This window comes from Ihuprevotella massiliensis, from assembly GCA_900095835.1.
In the GTDB taxonomy this organism is placed as follows: Bacteria; Bacteroidota; Bacteroidia; order Bacteroidales; family Bacteroidaceae; genus Alloprevotella; species Alloprevotella massiliensis.
Window position 1 is genome coordinate 1,837,813 of the sequence record LT608321.1, and the last position, 16,544, is coordinate 1,854,356.

The following is a 16,544-nucleotide window of genomic DNA, read 5'->3' on the forward strand; positions in this document are numbered from 1 at the left end:
TGGATGTCGTTGAAGGGTGAATAGATCAGCGTGGATTAGCTTGCAAACCAGCGGTGATGACGTCTTGTGGCAACTGAATTGCCTGGCGTGGATCGTTGAGCTTCATGCTGTCGGTCACTTCGATGACGCGATTTTCAATACTCACGCGGCGGCGATAGATAGTCATGCCATAGCGCTTCACGTCTTGCATGCGGAGACCTTCGTGGATGGTGATCAAACGACGGAGGTGGAGGATGCACTGCAAGAGAGGTTCTTGCGTTGTGGCTTCGATGGTGAAATCCGTGTGTAGCTGCTTCTTCACGGTAGGTTGTGAAGGAGTGTAGTAGCGCAAAGCATTGTAGAAAGACTGGATGCCGCTGAGGGTGAGGGTGCGAGTGGCTTCGGTAGACTTCGCTTCGCTGCGGATGAACACCTTGAGCAAGGTGTTGAGGTCTGCCACGGCTGCATCATAGCGTCCCAACATGGCCTTAGCTTCTGCGCGAACGAGAAGGGTTTCGTCGGCATTGAAAGCTGAGAATTCTGCATAAGGCACACCGGTCTTAGCTTGTGGGTCGTATTGGTCGAGCTTCAAGGGAATTTTGCCCAAAGCCACTTTAGACACATTGCTTCCGCTAGTCACCATGTAGTTCAAGACAGTGCCACCTTCTCCCCAAGGACCTCTTGATTCGAGGGTCTCAGAAGAAGAGAGGAGTTTGCCATGAGCGTATTTGCTACCGATGCCTACAGGACGAGAAACATAGCCCCACATGCTCATGCCCGTGAGCAAAAGCAGGTTGGTGTTTTTGTTGCTCTTGATGTAGTCGTTGGGTTGCACTTGGTCGTTGGCACCCAACTTGCGCCATTGCTCCCAGTCGCGGAGCATACCTGTGGCATCAGCGCCCAACACTGCGTCAGCGTGAGCAATCGCCTTTTCATATTGGCGAGCATAGAGGTAGAAGCGCGCTGCAAAAGCGTTGGCAGCTGCAGGGGTGAAGTGGAATTTAGGTTGAGCGTAGTTGTTGTTGGCGATCAAAGCCAAACCTTCGGTCAAATCCTTCTCGATGTTGCTGTAGAGTTGTGCCAAGGTGCCACGTTGGTATTTCGTGCGAGGGTCATTCTCTACGGTGTAAGGATAAGGAAGTCCCAATTCCTTGTCTGCGGTGTTAGGGTTGTAAGCACGGCAGAACACATTGGCAAGTTGGAACATGGCATAAGCGCGGCAAATCTTAGCTTCGCCGAGTTGTCCTTCGTAAGCATCTTGGTTCGATTGCTTCTCGATGAACTCAATAGCGGCATTGGCAGTCGCAATAGCGGTGTAGCTCGCGTTCCATAGTTTTTGGGGCACATCGGGCACCCCAGTTTCAGTGATGTCTGCCCAAGCGTAGGCTTGGTCTTGGAAACGATCGAGTGACGACCATGTTTCGTGGACTTGCTCATCGGTATTGTCCGAATACATCTCGAGCAAGTAAGCAGGATAAGCATCGGGATAGGCTGAGGCCACGAGCTTGCTCACATCAGATGGAGTGCGCAACTCCATGCGATTGTCGGGATACTTGTTGAGGAAGTCGTTGCACGCAGTCATCAGACTGACTGCTGCAAGGAGAAATATGCTGAGTTTAATCTTCTTCATTGGAAGTAGCGATTATAGCTCTACTAAGTAGAAATTAGAGACCAACTTTGAGGGTGAGGGTGAACTGCTTGGGGAGCGGTGAAGATACGCCACCAGCATTGAAGAATTCAGGATCTTGTCCGTTGAGCTTCTTGTCGGCATAGAGCAAGAAGAGATTGGTAGCCTGGAGTTTCACCGAGATGTTGCGCACGGCTTTGCCCTTGAGCAGTTGTGCAGGGAGGTCATAGGTGAGTGACACTTCTTTAAGACGTACGAAATCGCCCTTTGCTATGCGAGCTGTGCTGTAGTTGTAAGCATTGTAGGCATAGCGCAACGTGGTGTGTGTGGTATACTGGCGATAGCTCAAGAAACCAGGCACGTTGGTCTGCTTTTCGTCACCGGTCTTCACCCAACGATTGAGGAAGGTGTGGGTCATGGACGCCAAGTCGTTGTAGCGAGCACGGAACTTAGGATCGAGACGCACGACATTGCCGAAAGAGTAGGTGAGGAAGAGGTTGAGGTGGAAATTCTTGTAAGAGAAAATATTGCCCAAAGATCCGGTGAACTTAGGATCGGTAGGACCTTCATACTTCAAGAAGTCCGTGTTGGTGCGCTCTTGGAAGTTGATATCGTCGGTGGTCACTTGTCCCTTTTCGTTGATCACCATGGGCACACCTTCGTCGTTGATGCCCACGAAGGGGATGCTGAAGAGTGCACGAGCAGGATAGCCACGCTTGGGGAAACCAGTACCACTCACGAGTGAAATCACATTACCACTGTTGAAGAGCTTGGTGATTTCGGTGTTCGTGTAAGAATAAACGAAGCTTGTGGTCCAAGAGAAATCCTTCTTTTTGATGTTGGTAGAAGAAATGCTGAGCTCCATACCATTCGAGCGCATTTCGGCTACGTTGGCAGCGCGTTCCACTTCTCCGCCAAGACCTTGGGTCACCATGATGCCCATTTCGTCGAAGTTGTTACGGGTGTAAACGTCGAAGGAGATGCCGATGCGGTTTTGCCACAGACCAGCGTCGAAACCAAAGTTAAACTCGTTCTTCTTTTCGTAAGTCAAAGTGGCGTTACCCACTTGTGAAATGCCGATGACGGGTTCTCTGTCTTCACCATAAATGCGGAAGGGGTTGCCAGCGCGGAACACGGTGGTAGAACTGCTGTAAGAAGGATCGGGAGGAGTACCCGTCAAGCTGTATGACGCACGGAGCGTGAGGCGAGAGAGGGGACGAAGGCGATAGAAGAAATCTTCTTCGTGGAGGTTCCAAGCACCAGAAAGGTTCCAAGTAGACATCCAGCGTGCGTTGCTGTTGCGGCCCATTTGGTTAGAACCTTCATAGCGATACGTACCGTTGAAGACGTAGCGACCACGGTAAGAGTAGCTCATGTTGGTGTAGAATGCCACTGAACGCCAGTTGGTGTTGAGGAGAGAATAGTAGCTCTTGCTGTCTTCGATGCCTTTCTTCAGGTATTGGTAGATGTAGAAGGGCACTTCACCAGAATTGTATTGCATACCCCAACCTTCAAATCCGCTGCGGGTGCGTTGGAGGTCGGTCAATTCAGCACCACCAAAGAGATTGACGGTGTGTTTTTGAGCAAAAGTGCGTGTGTAAGTAGCTGTTGTGCGGATGTCGTAGTTGCTCATGCGGTTTTCGTTCTTGTGATAAACACCACCGATGGGCAATACGGTCATAGGAAGATCGTAGGGATTGTCAGGATCACGATAGAGATAGCGGTTGCTATTGCGGATGATGGAGTTGGGCATCGCGCGATAGGTCAAGGCCTGGTTGGAGTTCTCCGTAATCTTGTGCTCTTGAGAGGTGGCTGCATATTTGAACGCACCGAGGGCAGCAAGTTCGAGACCCTTGATAGGCTTATACTTCAGTTCAAATTGGAACTTTGCATCGAGCACATTGAGGTCGATGTAGTTGTTGTCCAATTCATTGAAGATATTGAAAGGCGCATAGTTCGCCACATAGTAAGTGTGGGGATCGAGCACGCGCGAGGTGTTGAGGGCATAAGAGTAAGGGTTGATGTCGAAGTCACGTTTCACTTCACCATCCACCATGTCAACGTCTTGACCGAGTGTGCCAGGAGCGCGTTGCTTACGATAAGAAGCACCACCAATCACGTTGAACGAAAGGTTTTCGAGCAACTGTTGTGACACGTTAAAGTTCGCTGTGTAGCGATTCACCTCACTTTGTTTGTACCAACCTGGATCGAGCATGGCACTCATTGAGGCGTAGTAGTTTGACTTTTCCGTACCACCGCTCAAGCTCACAGAGTGATTTTGCATGATGGCATTGGAGAAGAGGTGCTTAAACCAGTTGGTGTTGCGAATTTCTGCCTGATGCAAATAAGCATCGCGTGCTTCTTTCGTGTTGGCAAGTGCAAATTGACCGGTCTTGGGGTTGAAAGTATTGATCAACTCATACATGTGACCATATACTCCGTAGTCGCTACCATTGAGCACTTCGGAGAAGTTGAGCCAACCGCGGTCGTGAATCTCGCGATAGATGCTCATTTGGTCTTGTGAGTTGAGAATGTCGAAGTTGCTATAAGAAGGGATGAGGCGTGTGGTAAATTCGCCCGTGTAGTTCACGTGCGATTGTCCTTGCTTACCCTTTTTGGTGGTCACTACAATGACACCCGACATGGCGCGTGCACCATAGATGGAGGTTGCGCTACCGTCTTTCAAGATTTGGAAACTCTCGATGTCATCGGCGTTGAGGCCTGCGATGGCAGAGCTGATCAAGGTTTCGGGGTTACCCGAAGCCAAGTTGTCGGCATCCACATTCGCCACATCTTCCATGATCACGCCATCGACCACCCAGAGGGGTTTAGAAGCACCAAAGATGGAGGTGGCACCGCGCACACGGATTTTGGGGGCAGCACCAAAAGTACCACTCACGTTTTGCACCGAAACACCAGCTGCGCGGCCTTCGAGTGAGCGACTCACATCTGCCACACCGCTCAATCGGGCTGCCGCTGCGTCCACTTTGTCTGCAGCACCCGTGAACATTCGGCGGTCGGTCTTGGTGAGACCTGTCACCACTACTTCACCCAAGGACTGAGCGTCTTTGAGGGTGATTTTCATGTCGGTTGCGCCTTTGAGCGTTTGCGACTGCATGCCAAGATAGCTTACGGTGACATTGAGATTTTTTCCCTTGATGGTAAGCGAGAACTTACCGTCTTCGTCAGTGGCAGTGAAGCTGCGTCCGCCATCGGCTGAGACACGCGCGCCAAAGAGGGGTTGGTTGTCTGATGCTGCGATGACAACACCCGAAACGGGTGTTTGTGCAAGCACAGCCCCTATGCAAAGGAACAGACCGAAGAGCATCAATGTGAGCCTTTTCTTCATAGAAAATGTGGGTAAATAACGAATTTGGCGCAGTGAGTTACTCCTCCGTGCTTTTAACAACTTGGAGGGAAATGGTGTCTCTCAATGTGCCGTTTGAATAAATATAAAATGTATTGCAGCCAAAGTTACCACTTTGTTTCGAGTTTTCTTGACTTAGAGGTAGTAAAAGATGTTGGTTTACCCAATAGAATCAGCGTTTTATAATTTGTTTCTCTAGGTTGCACTTTGCGCTTTGCAATATCGTGGGTGAGTGATTGCAGTTTTTTCTGTCTACTTTTCCTGTTCTTCGGAGAAAAGTTTGAATTTTAATGCAGCTTTGTGACAGTCTTTTTTGCTTTTTTCATTTTATGTGGACGATTGTCGGACATGACTTTGTTTATCTCCGTCGTCCAGAACTTGAATTTGGACGGTTATTATGCTCGGAGGGAAAAATCACTTGTTTGAGCTGTGTTAACAAGTCTATAATTGTGCCTTCTCGCGCGTACGCGCGTGCACGCGCCGTGTAAAATTATACTTTTTGCTTTCACAACCTTCACATTTTCCCTTTTAGCCCCCTGTGAATAAGTGATTTGAGACTATTCCGTTTAAAGTCTATTTGCATTTTTGCTGCGATGTGCCCAAAATGGGAAGAAAAACGTGGAAAATAGGATTGAAAGTTGCCATTTGCACTTTGTACTGCTAATTGCCCTTAAATGACTATTTACGCACTAGAGAGTGCGCTTTCGCGCTGTGTTTGGGAAAAACTCCGACGTTTTTGAGAGAATCTCCAACGTTTGTCCAAAAACGTTGGACTTTTTTCGAAAAATCTCCGATGTTTTATCCCATAAATCTTTGAAAATAAATGAGTAAATGGGCAATCGATCTGCGTGTGTGTGAAGGTTGTGAAAGCAAAAAGTGCAAAATTGCTGTAGGGTGCGCGCGCGCCTACGCGCGAGGAGCGGAGATTTTGACGATGTTTTCCAAGACGATGTGAGGGACATCAACATTTCGTAGTTTTTCCTCTCATGTGGCAAAGCAGATTAGCGTATCGGAGTTGGGCGCGCGGTGCAAGATGAAGCTTGTAATACTGTATATTTGCAATGTGGATATGCTAAAATGGGTGGTTCTTCTGCGAAAAATGTCACTTTCTTGCGATTTTTTCTCACTTTTGCCTCTCATCTATCCCTATATAGATGAGGTAGCCTTGCAAGTCAAGGTGTGTGTTGGCATAGCTTGTGGTTGTGGTAGGGTGGAATGAAGTGCTATTGTTTCATCTAGTCTCTGATTGCTTCCTCAGTGGGGGTGAGGGAGGATGGGAGGAGGTACAAAAAAGCCCTACACTCGCAGCGCACTGCCCATGGAGGAGAGTATACGTTGTGAGTGTAGGGAAATAAGGGAGATGAGCTGCAGGGCATAACCTGCGCCTCATGAGCACTTGGGGCTTGAGATTAGTAGAGGAAGCCGAAAAGCCAGAGTGGAATTTCGTTGTCACCGCGTCCCACTTCGGTGTTGTAGCGTGCCAAAACGATGTTGGGGTCGCTTTTTACGCGCTTGCTGCGGTCGCACACTTGAATGTCCGTGTTGTGGTTGATACGGTAGATGCTGTCGCGCTTTCCTTTGTTGACTGTGTGATGACGCCACAAGGAGTTAGCAAAGAAAGTCTCCATGATGGTTTGCTCCGAAATCTGTGGAGAGTAGATGGAATAGAGCAAGTTGGGATTGTGGAGGAGCACGGAGGCAGGCTTCTTGGGGAAACTCTCGTCTTCTTTGTAGATGAGGTTGACCAAACGGGCTTCTTCGAGATACTTCAAATAGTTCATCACCGTGGCGCGCGAAGTACCGATTTCTTCGGCAAGACGGCTCACGTTGGGAGCCGTGGTGTCGCTCACAGCAAGGAGATAGAGCAATTTCTTGATGCGCTCGAGATATTTGAGCTCGATTTGTTTGATGAAGAGGATGTCGATTTCGATCATCGTGTTCATCGCACGGAGAAGTTGCTCTGTGAAGTTACTACTTTCGAGGAAGAAAGGATAGTAGCCGTGGTGAAGATATTGTTGGAAGTATTCCCAAGGACGCACCTTCGGCAAGATACTCTTGAGGATAGACTTATGGTCTTCGAGGAGTTCCTTGAGGGTATAGGCGCGGAAGTTCTCACCTGTGCGCAAATTGATGAACTCGCGGAAGGAGAAACCATGCAGCCAATACTGCTGTGCAAGGGTGTTGAGCTCAGTGTGGTCGTTGTCGCCTCCGCGCACAGAAGTGGTGGAGTAGACGATGCGCAGATAAGGGAAGCGATTGTAGCATTCGATGATCTGCTCGCGCCAATTGGGGAGTTTGAAGGCTTGGTCAATCAATAGCACTTGTCCGCCGAGTTTGATGAACTCGGCAGCAAAATCCACCAACTTTCTACCTTGGAAGTAGAAAGAGTTCATGTTGGCGTAGAGGCATTGACGCAAACGAGGGTCAAAGTTCTCCTTAGCATAGGTGAGCAAGAATTGTGTGCGACCTACGCCACGGGGCCCACGAATGCCGATGAGGCGATAGCTCCAGTCAATGGTGTCCATCAGACCTCTTCGTATAGGCGAATTGGTGTGCTCTACGAGATAAGCGTGTGATTGAAAGAAAGTCTCCATAGTTCTCGGGCTGTGATTGTTGTATCGAGAAATGTTGATGATGATTTTGGGCGAGAAAATTATTTACCTACTTATCATCTTAATTGCAAAGTTACTATATTTCCTTGAAACTGCAAACTGTATGTATCAAAAAATGAGATTATTTGCTATTTTCTTGGTGATTATCACTTTTTCGCTGCTCGATTTAGTTGATAGTATCATCGGGTGTGAACGTTGTTTTGTCTTAATTCGGGAACAGAAAATCAAAGTTAGCGTGCAAACTTTAGCTCATTTATTTACGCTGATTAGGAAATTGAGGAAAAATAACAATTCTGTCTGTCTGTTATATTACGAGTGATAGGGTCAGCTTATGAGGAGTTAGGGAGAGGGCTAGAAGTATCGATTTGTTACGAAAAGCTCGATGTAGCACAACAAAGCGACACCAACGCAGGAGTTGCGCGGTGTCGCTATGAGATTGAAAGTCAAATGTGAGGAAAAGTCTTATTGCAATAGGGGCGCCATGAATGAGAGATAGATTACTGCGGCTGGAATCGCTAGTAATGCTGAGTCGAAGCGATCGAGGATGCCTCCGTGACCAGGAAGGAGTTGTCCACTGTCTTTGATGCCAAGCTGGCGTTTGAAGAGGCTTTCCACCAAATCTCCCCATGTGCCGAACATGCATACCACCAGACCAAGACCTAGCCATTGGGGAAGGTTGAGCAATTCTGGACGGAAATGCCATAACACGGCTGCAACCACGAGGGTGAGCACTCCACCACCAATGCTGCCGACCCATGATTTTCCTGGAGAAATGCGAGGGAAGAGTTTGGCAGGGAAATATCGACTCAAAGCCGAACCTACGAGGTAGGCACCACTGTCACTGCCCCATAGGAAGAAGAAAATGGAGAGGGGGAGAAACCAGTCGTAGCGCACGTCTTGCAACTCTGCATTGTAGCGATAGGCAAGGAAAGAGAGCATAGAGAGGGGGAGCGCAATATACAGTTGAGCTGCAAAGGCGAAGCCCCAGTTTTTCAAAGGATTGCTCTCACGTCGATAGAGTTCGCTGATGAGGAGATAGAGTAGTGTGCCCACGAAGGGGAGGAAAGAGGCATAGTTGGGCGTGCGTGAACTGCATTGGCTCACAGCAAACACTAAAGCTATGGCTCCCGCTGTGCTGATGAAAGCATTGACAGAGGCTCCTGCATGACGATTGACGTTGGTGGAGAACTCCCAAACTCCCATACCTGCTACGAGAGCAAAGAAGAATGTGAAGGAGAGTTCGCTCCAAATCATGCAGCCTACTAAGGCGGCAACAAAAAACACGGCTGTGATGGTGCGAGTGACTAAACTTTTCATTGTTGTTCTTGAGTAGTGGGAGCTTGGTAGGGCAATGATTCAGAAGCCTCTTCTGTATCGGAAGGGTGCACAGGGACATCGGTTGATGCAGGTGTTGGAGGGGTGTCTGCCACCTTTTCTTCGTCAGTGTCCTTTTCGCTGGAAGTAAGTACAGCTAGTTTGGCTGCTTCTTCAGGGCTCTCTTCGAGAATCACATCGGCGCGGCTCTTCCAAGGACGAGGTCCAAAGATGTTTTCCACGTCGGCTGCAAAAATCACTTCGTGTTCGCAGAGCAAATCGGCGAGTTCGTTGTGCTTCGCAGCATTTTCACGGAGGAGTTGTTTAGCGCGTTCGTATTGTACGTTGATGAGCTGTTGCACTTCGTGGTCAATGCGGCGTGCGGTCTCTTCGGAGTAAGGCTTCGTAAACTGCTCCTGATTGGAATAGTAGGAGAGGTTAGGGAGGCCTTCGCCCATGCCAAGATAGGCAATCATGCCGTAAGCACGTTGGGTGACGCGTTCGAGGTCGTTGAGTGCTCCGCTGGAGATGCGTCCGAGGAACACTTCTTCGGCTGCACGACCGGCAAGGGTGGCGCAGATTTCGTCGAGCATCTGTTCTTTGGTGGTGATGCTGCGTTCTTCGGGGAGATACCATGCAGCGCCAAGCGACTGTCCGCGAGGCACAATGGTAACTTTGATGAGCGGATTGGCGTGCTCGATGAGCCACGATACAGAAGCATGGCCTGCTTCGTGAATGGCGATGGCGCGCTTTTCTTCTTGTGTCATCACCTTGGTGCGCTTTTCAAGACCACCAATGATGCGGTCTACTGCGTCGAGGAAGTCTTGTTTGGTCACCGATTCGCGGTCGTGGCGTGCTGCGATGAGGGCAGCTTCGTTGCAGACGTTGGCAATGTCGGCACCAGAGAAACCTGGGGTTTGACGCGCCAATAGTTCGATGTCAAGACCGGGTTGGAGCTTGAGGGGCGCAAGATGCACATGAAAAATGGCAATACGCTCGGTCAAGTCGGGGAGGTCAACGTGGATTTGACGGTCGAAACGTCCTGCGCGCAGGAGTGCCTTATCCAACACATCGACGCGGTTGGTGGCAGCAAGGATGATGACTCCAGAATTGGTGCCAAAACCGTCCATCTCGGTGAGGAGTTGGTTGAGGGTATTTTCGCGTTCGTCGTTTCCGCCAAAGCTTGCGCCCTTGGAACGGGCGCGTCCTACGGCGTCAATTTCGTCGATGAACACGATGGAAGGTGCTTTTTCCTTTGCTTTCTTAAAGAGGTCGCGCACGCGGCTTGCACCAACGCCCACAAACATCTCCACGAAGTCAGAACCGCTCATAGAGAAGAAGGGAACACCAGCTTCTCCTGCTACGGCTTTTGCCAACAGCGTCTTACCTGTTCCGGGAGGGCCCACGAGAAGGGCACCCTTGGGGATTTTACCACCGAGTTCGGTGTATTTGGCAGGATTTTTCAAGAAGTCTACAATCTCTTGTACTTCTTGTTTGGCACCTTCTTGTCCGGCTACGTCTTTGAAGAGTACTTGTACGGCATTGTCTTTGTTATATTCTTTGGCTTTGCTCTTGCCGACGGAGAAGATGCCACCGCCTCTACCTCCTCCAGCACCGCGAAGTATGAACCACCAAAAACCAATGAGGATGAGGAGGGGGAGGAAGCTAGAGAGAATTTTGAGGAAGAAAGAATCGTTTTGCTCATACGTGATTTTTCCCTTGAAGTTGACCGAGTTGAGGTAGTCTTCTACCTTGTCTGTGGAAGGATATTGCGAACTTACGGAGGGCGACTTACCGAGCTGTTGCACACTTTGTCCAAAGACTTCGCGTGCCTTTTCGGGGAGGATGGTGATTTCCACCACACCATCCGTCTTGTCGACCACTACCTTGTTGGTGTATCCTTTGGCAATGTAGGTTTTGATGTCTGAATAGCTCACCTCTTTGGTGGCACTTCCTGGGTGCGAATTGCCTTGCCAGAGGATGATTCCCAAGGCTGCAATGATGATGAAATAGAGCCAGTTGAGATTGAATCGCGGCATTTTGGGCTTCTGCGGTTGTTGGGGATTTAGTTGCGACATAAGCTGAAAGTGCTAAATCGTTTTTGTGCTAGTGAGACTCTCTGTCTTGTTGCGCTATTTTATTATATGGCAAACAGACCGTGTGTATGTGTGGCAAACAAACGTGCGGAGTCTTCATTGTATAAAACAGAGTAAGCTAGTAAAACTAGTCAAGATCTGCGATTTCGGTGAGCGCAGCATCGCTCCAAAGGTGCTCGAGATCGTAGAATTCGCGCACTTCGGGGAGGAATACGTGTACCATTACGTTGCCAAAGTCCATGGCCACCCATTGTGCACCAGCACGACCGGCTACACCACCAGGACGTTCACCAAGTTTGGTGCGTGCCATGTTTTCGATGTTGTCTACGATGCTCTCCATCTGTGCAGGAGAGTTGGCAGTACAAATCACGAAAGCGTCGGTAGATGCGGTGATGATAGAGGACAAATCAGCCACAACGATGTTGCGACCTTTTTTATCTTGGATAGCTTCGATGATGATGTCGATGAGATCTTTAGTCATATTCTGAGGTTTGATGTTAAGTGACAAATCTAGGGGGAGTAGCTAGGCTTACTCGTTGCGTTAGGAACGGAGCAAAAAGCGTGCTAAATGCTAGAGACTTGCCACAAATAGGTTATAATTTAGGGAATGTTTAGAAAATAAGCGTGGGAAATGTGCTAATTTTCTGGGGGTTAGTGCATCCTCAAAGGCAGATGAGGTGGCACTCTGTGATTTTGTTGCGGCCGAAGGTCTGTTGTCGCATGGTATTGCGTCACAATGCCAACGCACTACTACTTTGCAACTCTACGACGAAGAAAGTCGCAAAGCTGCAGGGATGACAGTAGCTACAAGAGGGCGCAGGGAGGATGCGCAACTCCTTAACTTCGGCTGATTTGCAAGCCTTGGTTGGAGAGGGTCATGTCGACAAAGCGTGCAGAGGGTGCGGAGGGGTGCTCGGTGAGCAACTGCTTGATGCGGATGGCTGCATCGGGATCTTTAGCTACCATATATAAATAGCCACCACCGCCTGCTCCCGGGAGTTTATAGCCGCTGCAAAGGTCGGTCACTTGCTGGCAGAGGGCTGCCACTGCAGGTGGTTCGGTACCCGCATCAAGACGTTTGTTTTGACTCCAAGTTTTCGCTACTAGGGCGCCATATTCCGCTAAATTGCCTTGCTGGATGACATCGAACATGTCGAGGGCATGTTGTTTCATTTCATTGAGGATGAGCAGGTGTTCGGCGCTATTGAGGAACATGCCGCGCACAATCTCGGTGAGGATGTGTTTCGCCGTTCGGGTGAGTCCGGTGTAGTAGAGCAAATGGCAAGCACGATGTTCGGGCGCGGTGAAGAGCGTGTCGGGCAACCAGCGCGCGATGGGAGTTTGGTCGAAACCAGACTGAGTTTGCAGGAGTTTCACTCCATGCAACACACCGCCAAACTGGTCTTGCCACCCCCCACCTGTGGTGAGGAGTTGTTCGAGTATCAATGTGCGATTGCACACAGTGGTCTTGTCCCAACCGAGATGACAGAAGTCGCTGAGTGCTCCCAGCACGGTGGCGGCAAGTATGCTGCTTGTTCCAAGTCCCGAACCGGCAGGAATGGCTGCGAGAAGGGTGATTTCGATGCCACAACCAAAGGCTGCCAACGCCTCTCTCAAGGTGGCGTGACGCTCTTGGGCAAATCGAGGGAGGAATCCGCATAGCGCAAGAGCGGCTTTGGGGATGGAGAAAGGCGATCCCACCTTGTTGAAAGCTGAGAGTTCCTCGTAGGTAGTGATTTCCTCCATGGCTCCGAGGTCAATGCTGCGGCACACAATTTTCAAGTCGGAGCAGGGCTTTACATATACCTGCAAAGGGGGCTGCCCATTGAGCTCAATGGCAAGATTCACCACGTTGCCTCCTGAATTGAGGCAAAAGGGTGGTGTGTCTGTCCAGCCTCCGGCTACGTCGATGCGCACCGCGCTGCGTGCCCATACGATTTGGTCGTGGTGCACGGCGAGTTGGGGTAACTGGCGGTGTTGAAGTGCCGAAGCAGTGAGGCCTTCGCTGAGGAGATGGAAGGCGCGTTGCTCTTGTGCATTGCCGTCTTGTCCACGCAAATCGAGATAGCGTGAGCGGAACATTGCATCACGGATTTGCGGCATCAAGGGGGTATCTTCGGGAAGGGCTGGCGGAAGAGTGAGTTCGCTTTGGACAAACTTTTGTGCCATGTCGCCGAGATCGACTTGATAGAACACACTATGGTCGTGGTGCAACGCTAGGAGTGCTAGATTTTCTTGGCGAAAAGCACAGCGCTGTGTCTCTTGTCGTGACAAATCGGCGCGAGCGGCAATGTCATCGGCTGAGAGACGAGGGAGGGTGCGGAATGTTTCTGCTAAATCTTGGGCAGGATGTTCTGCCAACATCCACGTGAGAAGCTCTGCTACTTGAGCAAAATCTTCACAAACGGGGAAGAGTTGTGCTGCTTGTAGGTCGATTTCTGCTCCTCCGAGGTCTTGTGCGGTGACTCCGTGCGCAGCCAGCCATTCGGGCATGGGGCGACCGAAATAGTGTGTCGTTTCTTGTCCAATCGCACCTCGGAAGGCGTCTTCAAAACCATAGGGTCGAATCGCCCATCCGCGCTCACCTACCGCAACGAGGTCTACACATTGTCCAGCAGTTAAATGAAGTGACCAACTGTTTTCGGGGACTCCCGTGATGACGTGGTCGCGCTCTAGTTGCCAAGAAGTGGGAAGGTGAGCATTTTCCACCCAAATGTTTTCTTGCAATTTGTCGAAGTGGTATTCCACTCTGGCGTTTTGGGTGAAGATGGAAGGGTGGCGTTTGATTTCGCGCTGTAGGATGAGGCGCTGGTCTTTCACCACATTCTGTAAAGCTGTCGTTGAAGCGATGAGTTCGGGGGTGGTGCCAAAGTGGTAGAACTCTCCACCGGGGAGGGGGAGAATAGCTACGGAGAGTTGCGCCAACTCCGCATCTGCTTGTGAAGGATGCAAACCGAGAGCGCAACCCATCTGACCATAAAGATCGTAGTTGACGCGTTGTCCCTGCGCATCTACCGAACGCTTGCGGAGCAATTCCACAGCGCGGTCTGACAAAAGCCAGATGCCGATGTCCATCAAGGCGAAGTGGGTGGCAGAAAGCGCATTGAGTTGATCCAAACTAGGTTTCTGGAGCATGAAATCCAAATGCGTGGGATTGGTCTGCGGCATCATGAAGACACCATGATGCGTGGCTTGCGTGGGTTCTACCCACAATCCATAGCACACCACGTCGGCTTCGGGAATGTCTTGCAGCGGTTGGGTGGCACGGGTGTAGACGTCACCGCTCGCCACTAAGGTGTGGAGCGAATCGGGTGCCGCCTCCATGATGCGTTCGTAGAGGGGCAACTGCAGGTCGAGCAACGTTTGGTCGATGCGTTGTCCACGAGCCCATCGAAACACGGGGATAGGGAGCATCACCTTGCCACACGAGGCATAGGCAGGTAGGCGACGACTTTGTCCTCCTGCATGGAGGAGAATGCGCTTTTCTTGTCCGAGCCAAGTGGAAAAATCCATTTCTTTAGTGGCTTCCGCTTGATGCGCAGCTTCGAGCAACCAAGTAGTGCCTCCGCCGCTGCCGAGTTTTTGGTCGACAGGGTCGGAGGTACAGAAGTATTCTTCAGCGGAACGTCCGCTTACGTTATGAAATTGTGCCACCACATTGGGTGGTAAAGATAGGAGCTTCTTCAATGTTTTTTTTGTTTGCCACAAAGATACATCTTTCTCTGCGGTGGGGCAAACATTCTTGCGGAAATTACAGCAGTGTTTGCCAACCATTGTGGTGTAGCATGGTAGATAATTTCTAGATTGTATGAGCAGAGAGAAACCCTCTGTCGGCTAGTGAAAAATATATCCATCATTTGGTCACCTAAATTATTTCGTTTAAGTTTGCAGAAGTGTCACTACTCTGGAAGTGTCAGAGTAGCAGAAATCTGCAAGAGGTAATAACTAACGTATCATGAATAAAATCTTGTCGATAATCTTCGTGTCTTTGGTCACGGTTACTATGAGTTTTGCTCAAACAGTTTGGCGTAATCCTTTAGCTTCCACGTCGCCTTCTTACCTCCAAAATCAAGGATGGAATGAAGATGGGGGCAACTATCACCGCCTTCCGAATAGAGCAGAAGGAAAGGTGCGAGATAAGGTGTGGCAACTGGCTTGTCAGTCCGCCGGTCTGTCCATCAGATTCAAGACGGATGCTCCCGAGATAAGTGTGAAATACACCGTGACGCAGCCGCTAAATATGCCGCACATGCCATCAACGGGCGTTTCGGGGGTAGACTTGTATCGACGCGACGACCAGAGCTTCTGCTTTGGCAACTATTCTTTTGGGGATACCATCCGCTATCATTACAAGGTGGACAAAGGTGTCAAGGGTAAGAAGGAAGTTGAATATGAGTTGTTTTTGCCGCTCTATAACGAGGTTTCACACTTAGAAGTCGGTGTACCTGCAAAGAGTAGCTTTTCTTTTGTCCCTGCTGTCAAAGAAAATGCCATCGTGCTCTATGGCACTTCCATTGCTCAAGGGGCTTGCGCCTCTCGTCCGGGTATGGCGTGGGCAAACATTGTGCATCGAACGCTCAATCATCCTTTGATCAACCTTGGTTTCTCGGGCAATGGAAAATTGGAGTCTGAAGTCGTGAACTTTATCTGCGAGCAACGTCCTTCGCTGGTAATTCTCGATTGTATGCCCAACATGGGAGCCATCGACCGTGGTGAGATTATCAAGCGTTTGAAAGAGACGGTTTATCGCCTCCGTAAGACCAATGTTCCCATTCTTATCGTGGAACATGCTGGCAATAGCAATGTCTTGACTTATCAAGCAGAAGGTGAAAAGAGTGCACGCTGTAACCGGGCGCAGCAGCAGGCTTATGCGCAACTTCAAAAAGAAGGCGTCAAAAACTTATTTTATCTCTCGCAAGCAGAACTTAATCTACATCCAGACTCTTGGGTAGACTATGTGCATCCCTCTGACTTTGGTATGATGCAATATGCCACTGCCATGAGTAGAAAAATCAAGGATATTATGGATCGGAAGACTAAATAGCTGTGACTTCTATTGCATTTTGCGCAAGTTGGAGATTTACATAGGTTATACTTCTTGTTTCACGAATCAGACACTGATCAACGATACACTTTCCTAGGCAACATGTATTGCTTTCTAGTAGGTTAATCGTAATCTAAATATCAAGAGCAGCTGCCACCACATAGATACTACTCTGTGGTGGCAGCTGTTTTGTGTGGTAATGAGGAACTGTCTATTAGCATTATCCAGCAATTACCTAAAAGATGGCGCAGAGACTTTCTCTGGTGAGGTAACTTAGTAAGGTGGAAATGTGGAGTGATAGGACGTAGTCTATGAAGGGAGCTATTATGCAGCAGACTTTTAGAAAATAGTAGGATGAAATCTAGTGAATTTTTAGTGAATTTCTTGTTGTTGAGAAGAAATAATGTAGAGGATAGGCGAAGAATCGTTGAAGTCTTTTGTGAAAGGTGTTCTTTTGCAACTAATTGATATGTAGGGATTTTGTTTGTTTTTAATGTGTCTGATG

Annotated in this window: 8 protein-coding genes; 1 reads left to right on the plus strand and 7 read right to left on the minus strand. The window is 49.4% G+C overall.

Features of this window, described 5'->3' with window-relative positions; all coding sequences use genetic code 11:
* Positions 1–25: 25 nt before the first annotated feature.
* The 7 genes from BQ2633_RS07520 to BQ2633_RS07555 form a co-directional block, all read right to left on the minus strand.
* Positions 26–1,609: a RagB/SusD family nutrient uptake outer membrane protein gene (locus tag BQ2633_RS07520; protein ID WP_075566169.1), complete on the minus strand. Its 1,584-nt coding sequence runs from the start codon at positions 1,607–1,609 to the stop codon at positions 26–28.
* A 34-nt stretch (positions 1,610–1,643) separates the two neighbouring features.
* Entirely contained in the window at positions 1,644–4,955 is a 3,312-nt protein-coding gene (locus tag BQ2633_RS07525; protein WP_075566171.1) for a SusC/RagA family TonB-linked outer membrane protein, read from the minus strand.
* A gap of 1,427 nt (positions 4,956–6,382) precedes the next feature.
* Positions 6,383–7,567 (minus strand): AAA family ATPase, encoded by a 1,185-nt coding sequence (locus BQ2633_RS07530; protein ID WP_075566173.1) that lies wholly within the window; start codon positions 7,565–7,567, stop codon positions 6,383–6,385.
* A gap of 480 nt (positions 7,568–8,047) precedes the next feature.
* Positions 8,048–8,902 (minus strand): phosphatidate cytidylyltransferase, encoded by an 855-nt coding sequence (locus BQ2633_RS07540; RefSeq protein WP_075566176.1) that lies wholly within the window; start codon positions 8,900–8,902, stop codon positions 8,048–8,050.
* The gene (ftsH, locus tag BQ2633_RS07545; protein WP_075566179.1) at positions 8,899–10,977 is read right to left on the minus strand and encodes an ATP-dependent zinc metalloprotease FtsH; all 2,079 of its coding nucleotides are present in this window, start codon (positions 10,975–10,977) and stop codon (positions 8,899–8,901) included. The genes BQ2633_RS07540 and ftsH overlap by 4 nt, the downstream gene beginning before the upstream one ends.
* 145 nt (positions 10,978–11,122) lie before the next feature.
* Positions 11,123–11,476, minus strand: a complete 354-nt coding sequence (gene rsfS / locus BQ2633_RS07550; protein ID WP_075566181.1) for a ribosome silencing factor — start codon at positions 11,474–11,476, stop codon at positions 11,123–11,125.
* A gap of 356 nt (positions 11,477–11,832) precedes the next feature.
* Positions 11,833–14,769, minus strand: coding sequence for a bifunctional fucokinase/fucose-1-phosphate guanylyltransferase (locus BQ2633_RS07555; RefSeq protein WP_487042773.1), 2,937 nt, complete (start codon positions 14,767–14,769; stop codon positions 11,833–11,835).
* 181 nt (positions 14,770–14,950) lie between these two features.
* Here BQ2633_RS07555 and BQ2633_RS07560 point away from each other — a divergent pair, with 181 nt between their 5' ends.
* The gene (locus BQ2633_RS07560; protein WP_075566183.1) at positions 14,951–16,039 is read left to right on the plus strand and encodes an SGNH/GDSL hydrolase family protein; all 1,089 of its coding nucleotides are present in this window, start codon (positions 14,951–14,953) and stop codon (positions 16,037–16,039) included.
* Positions 16,040–16,544: the final 505 nt, after the last annotated feature.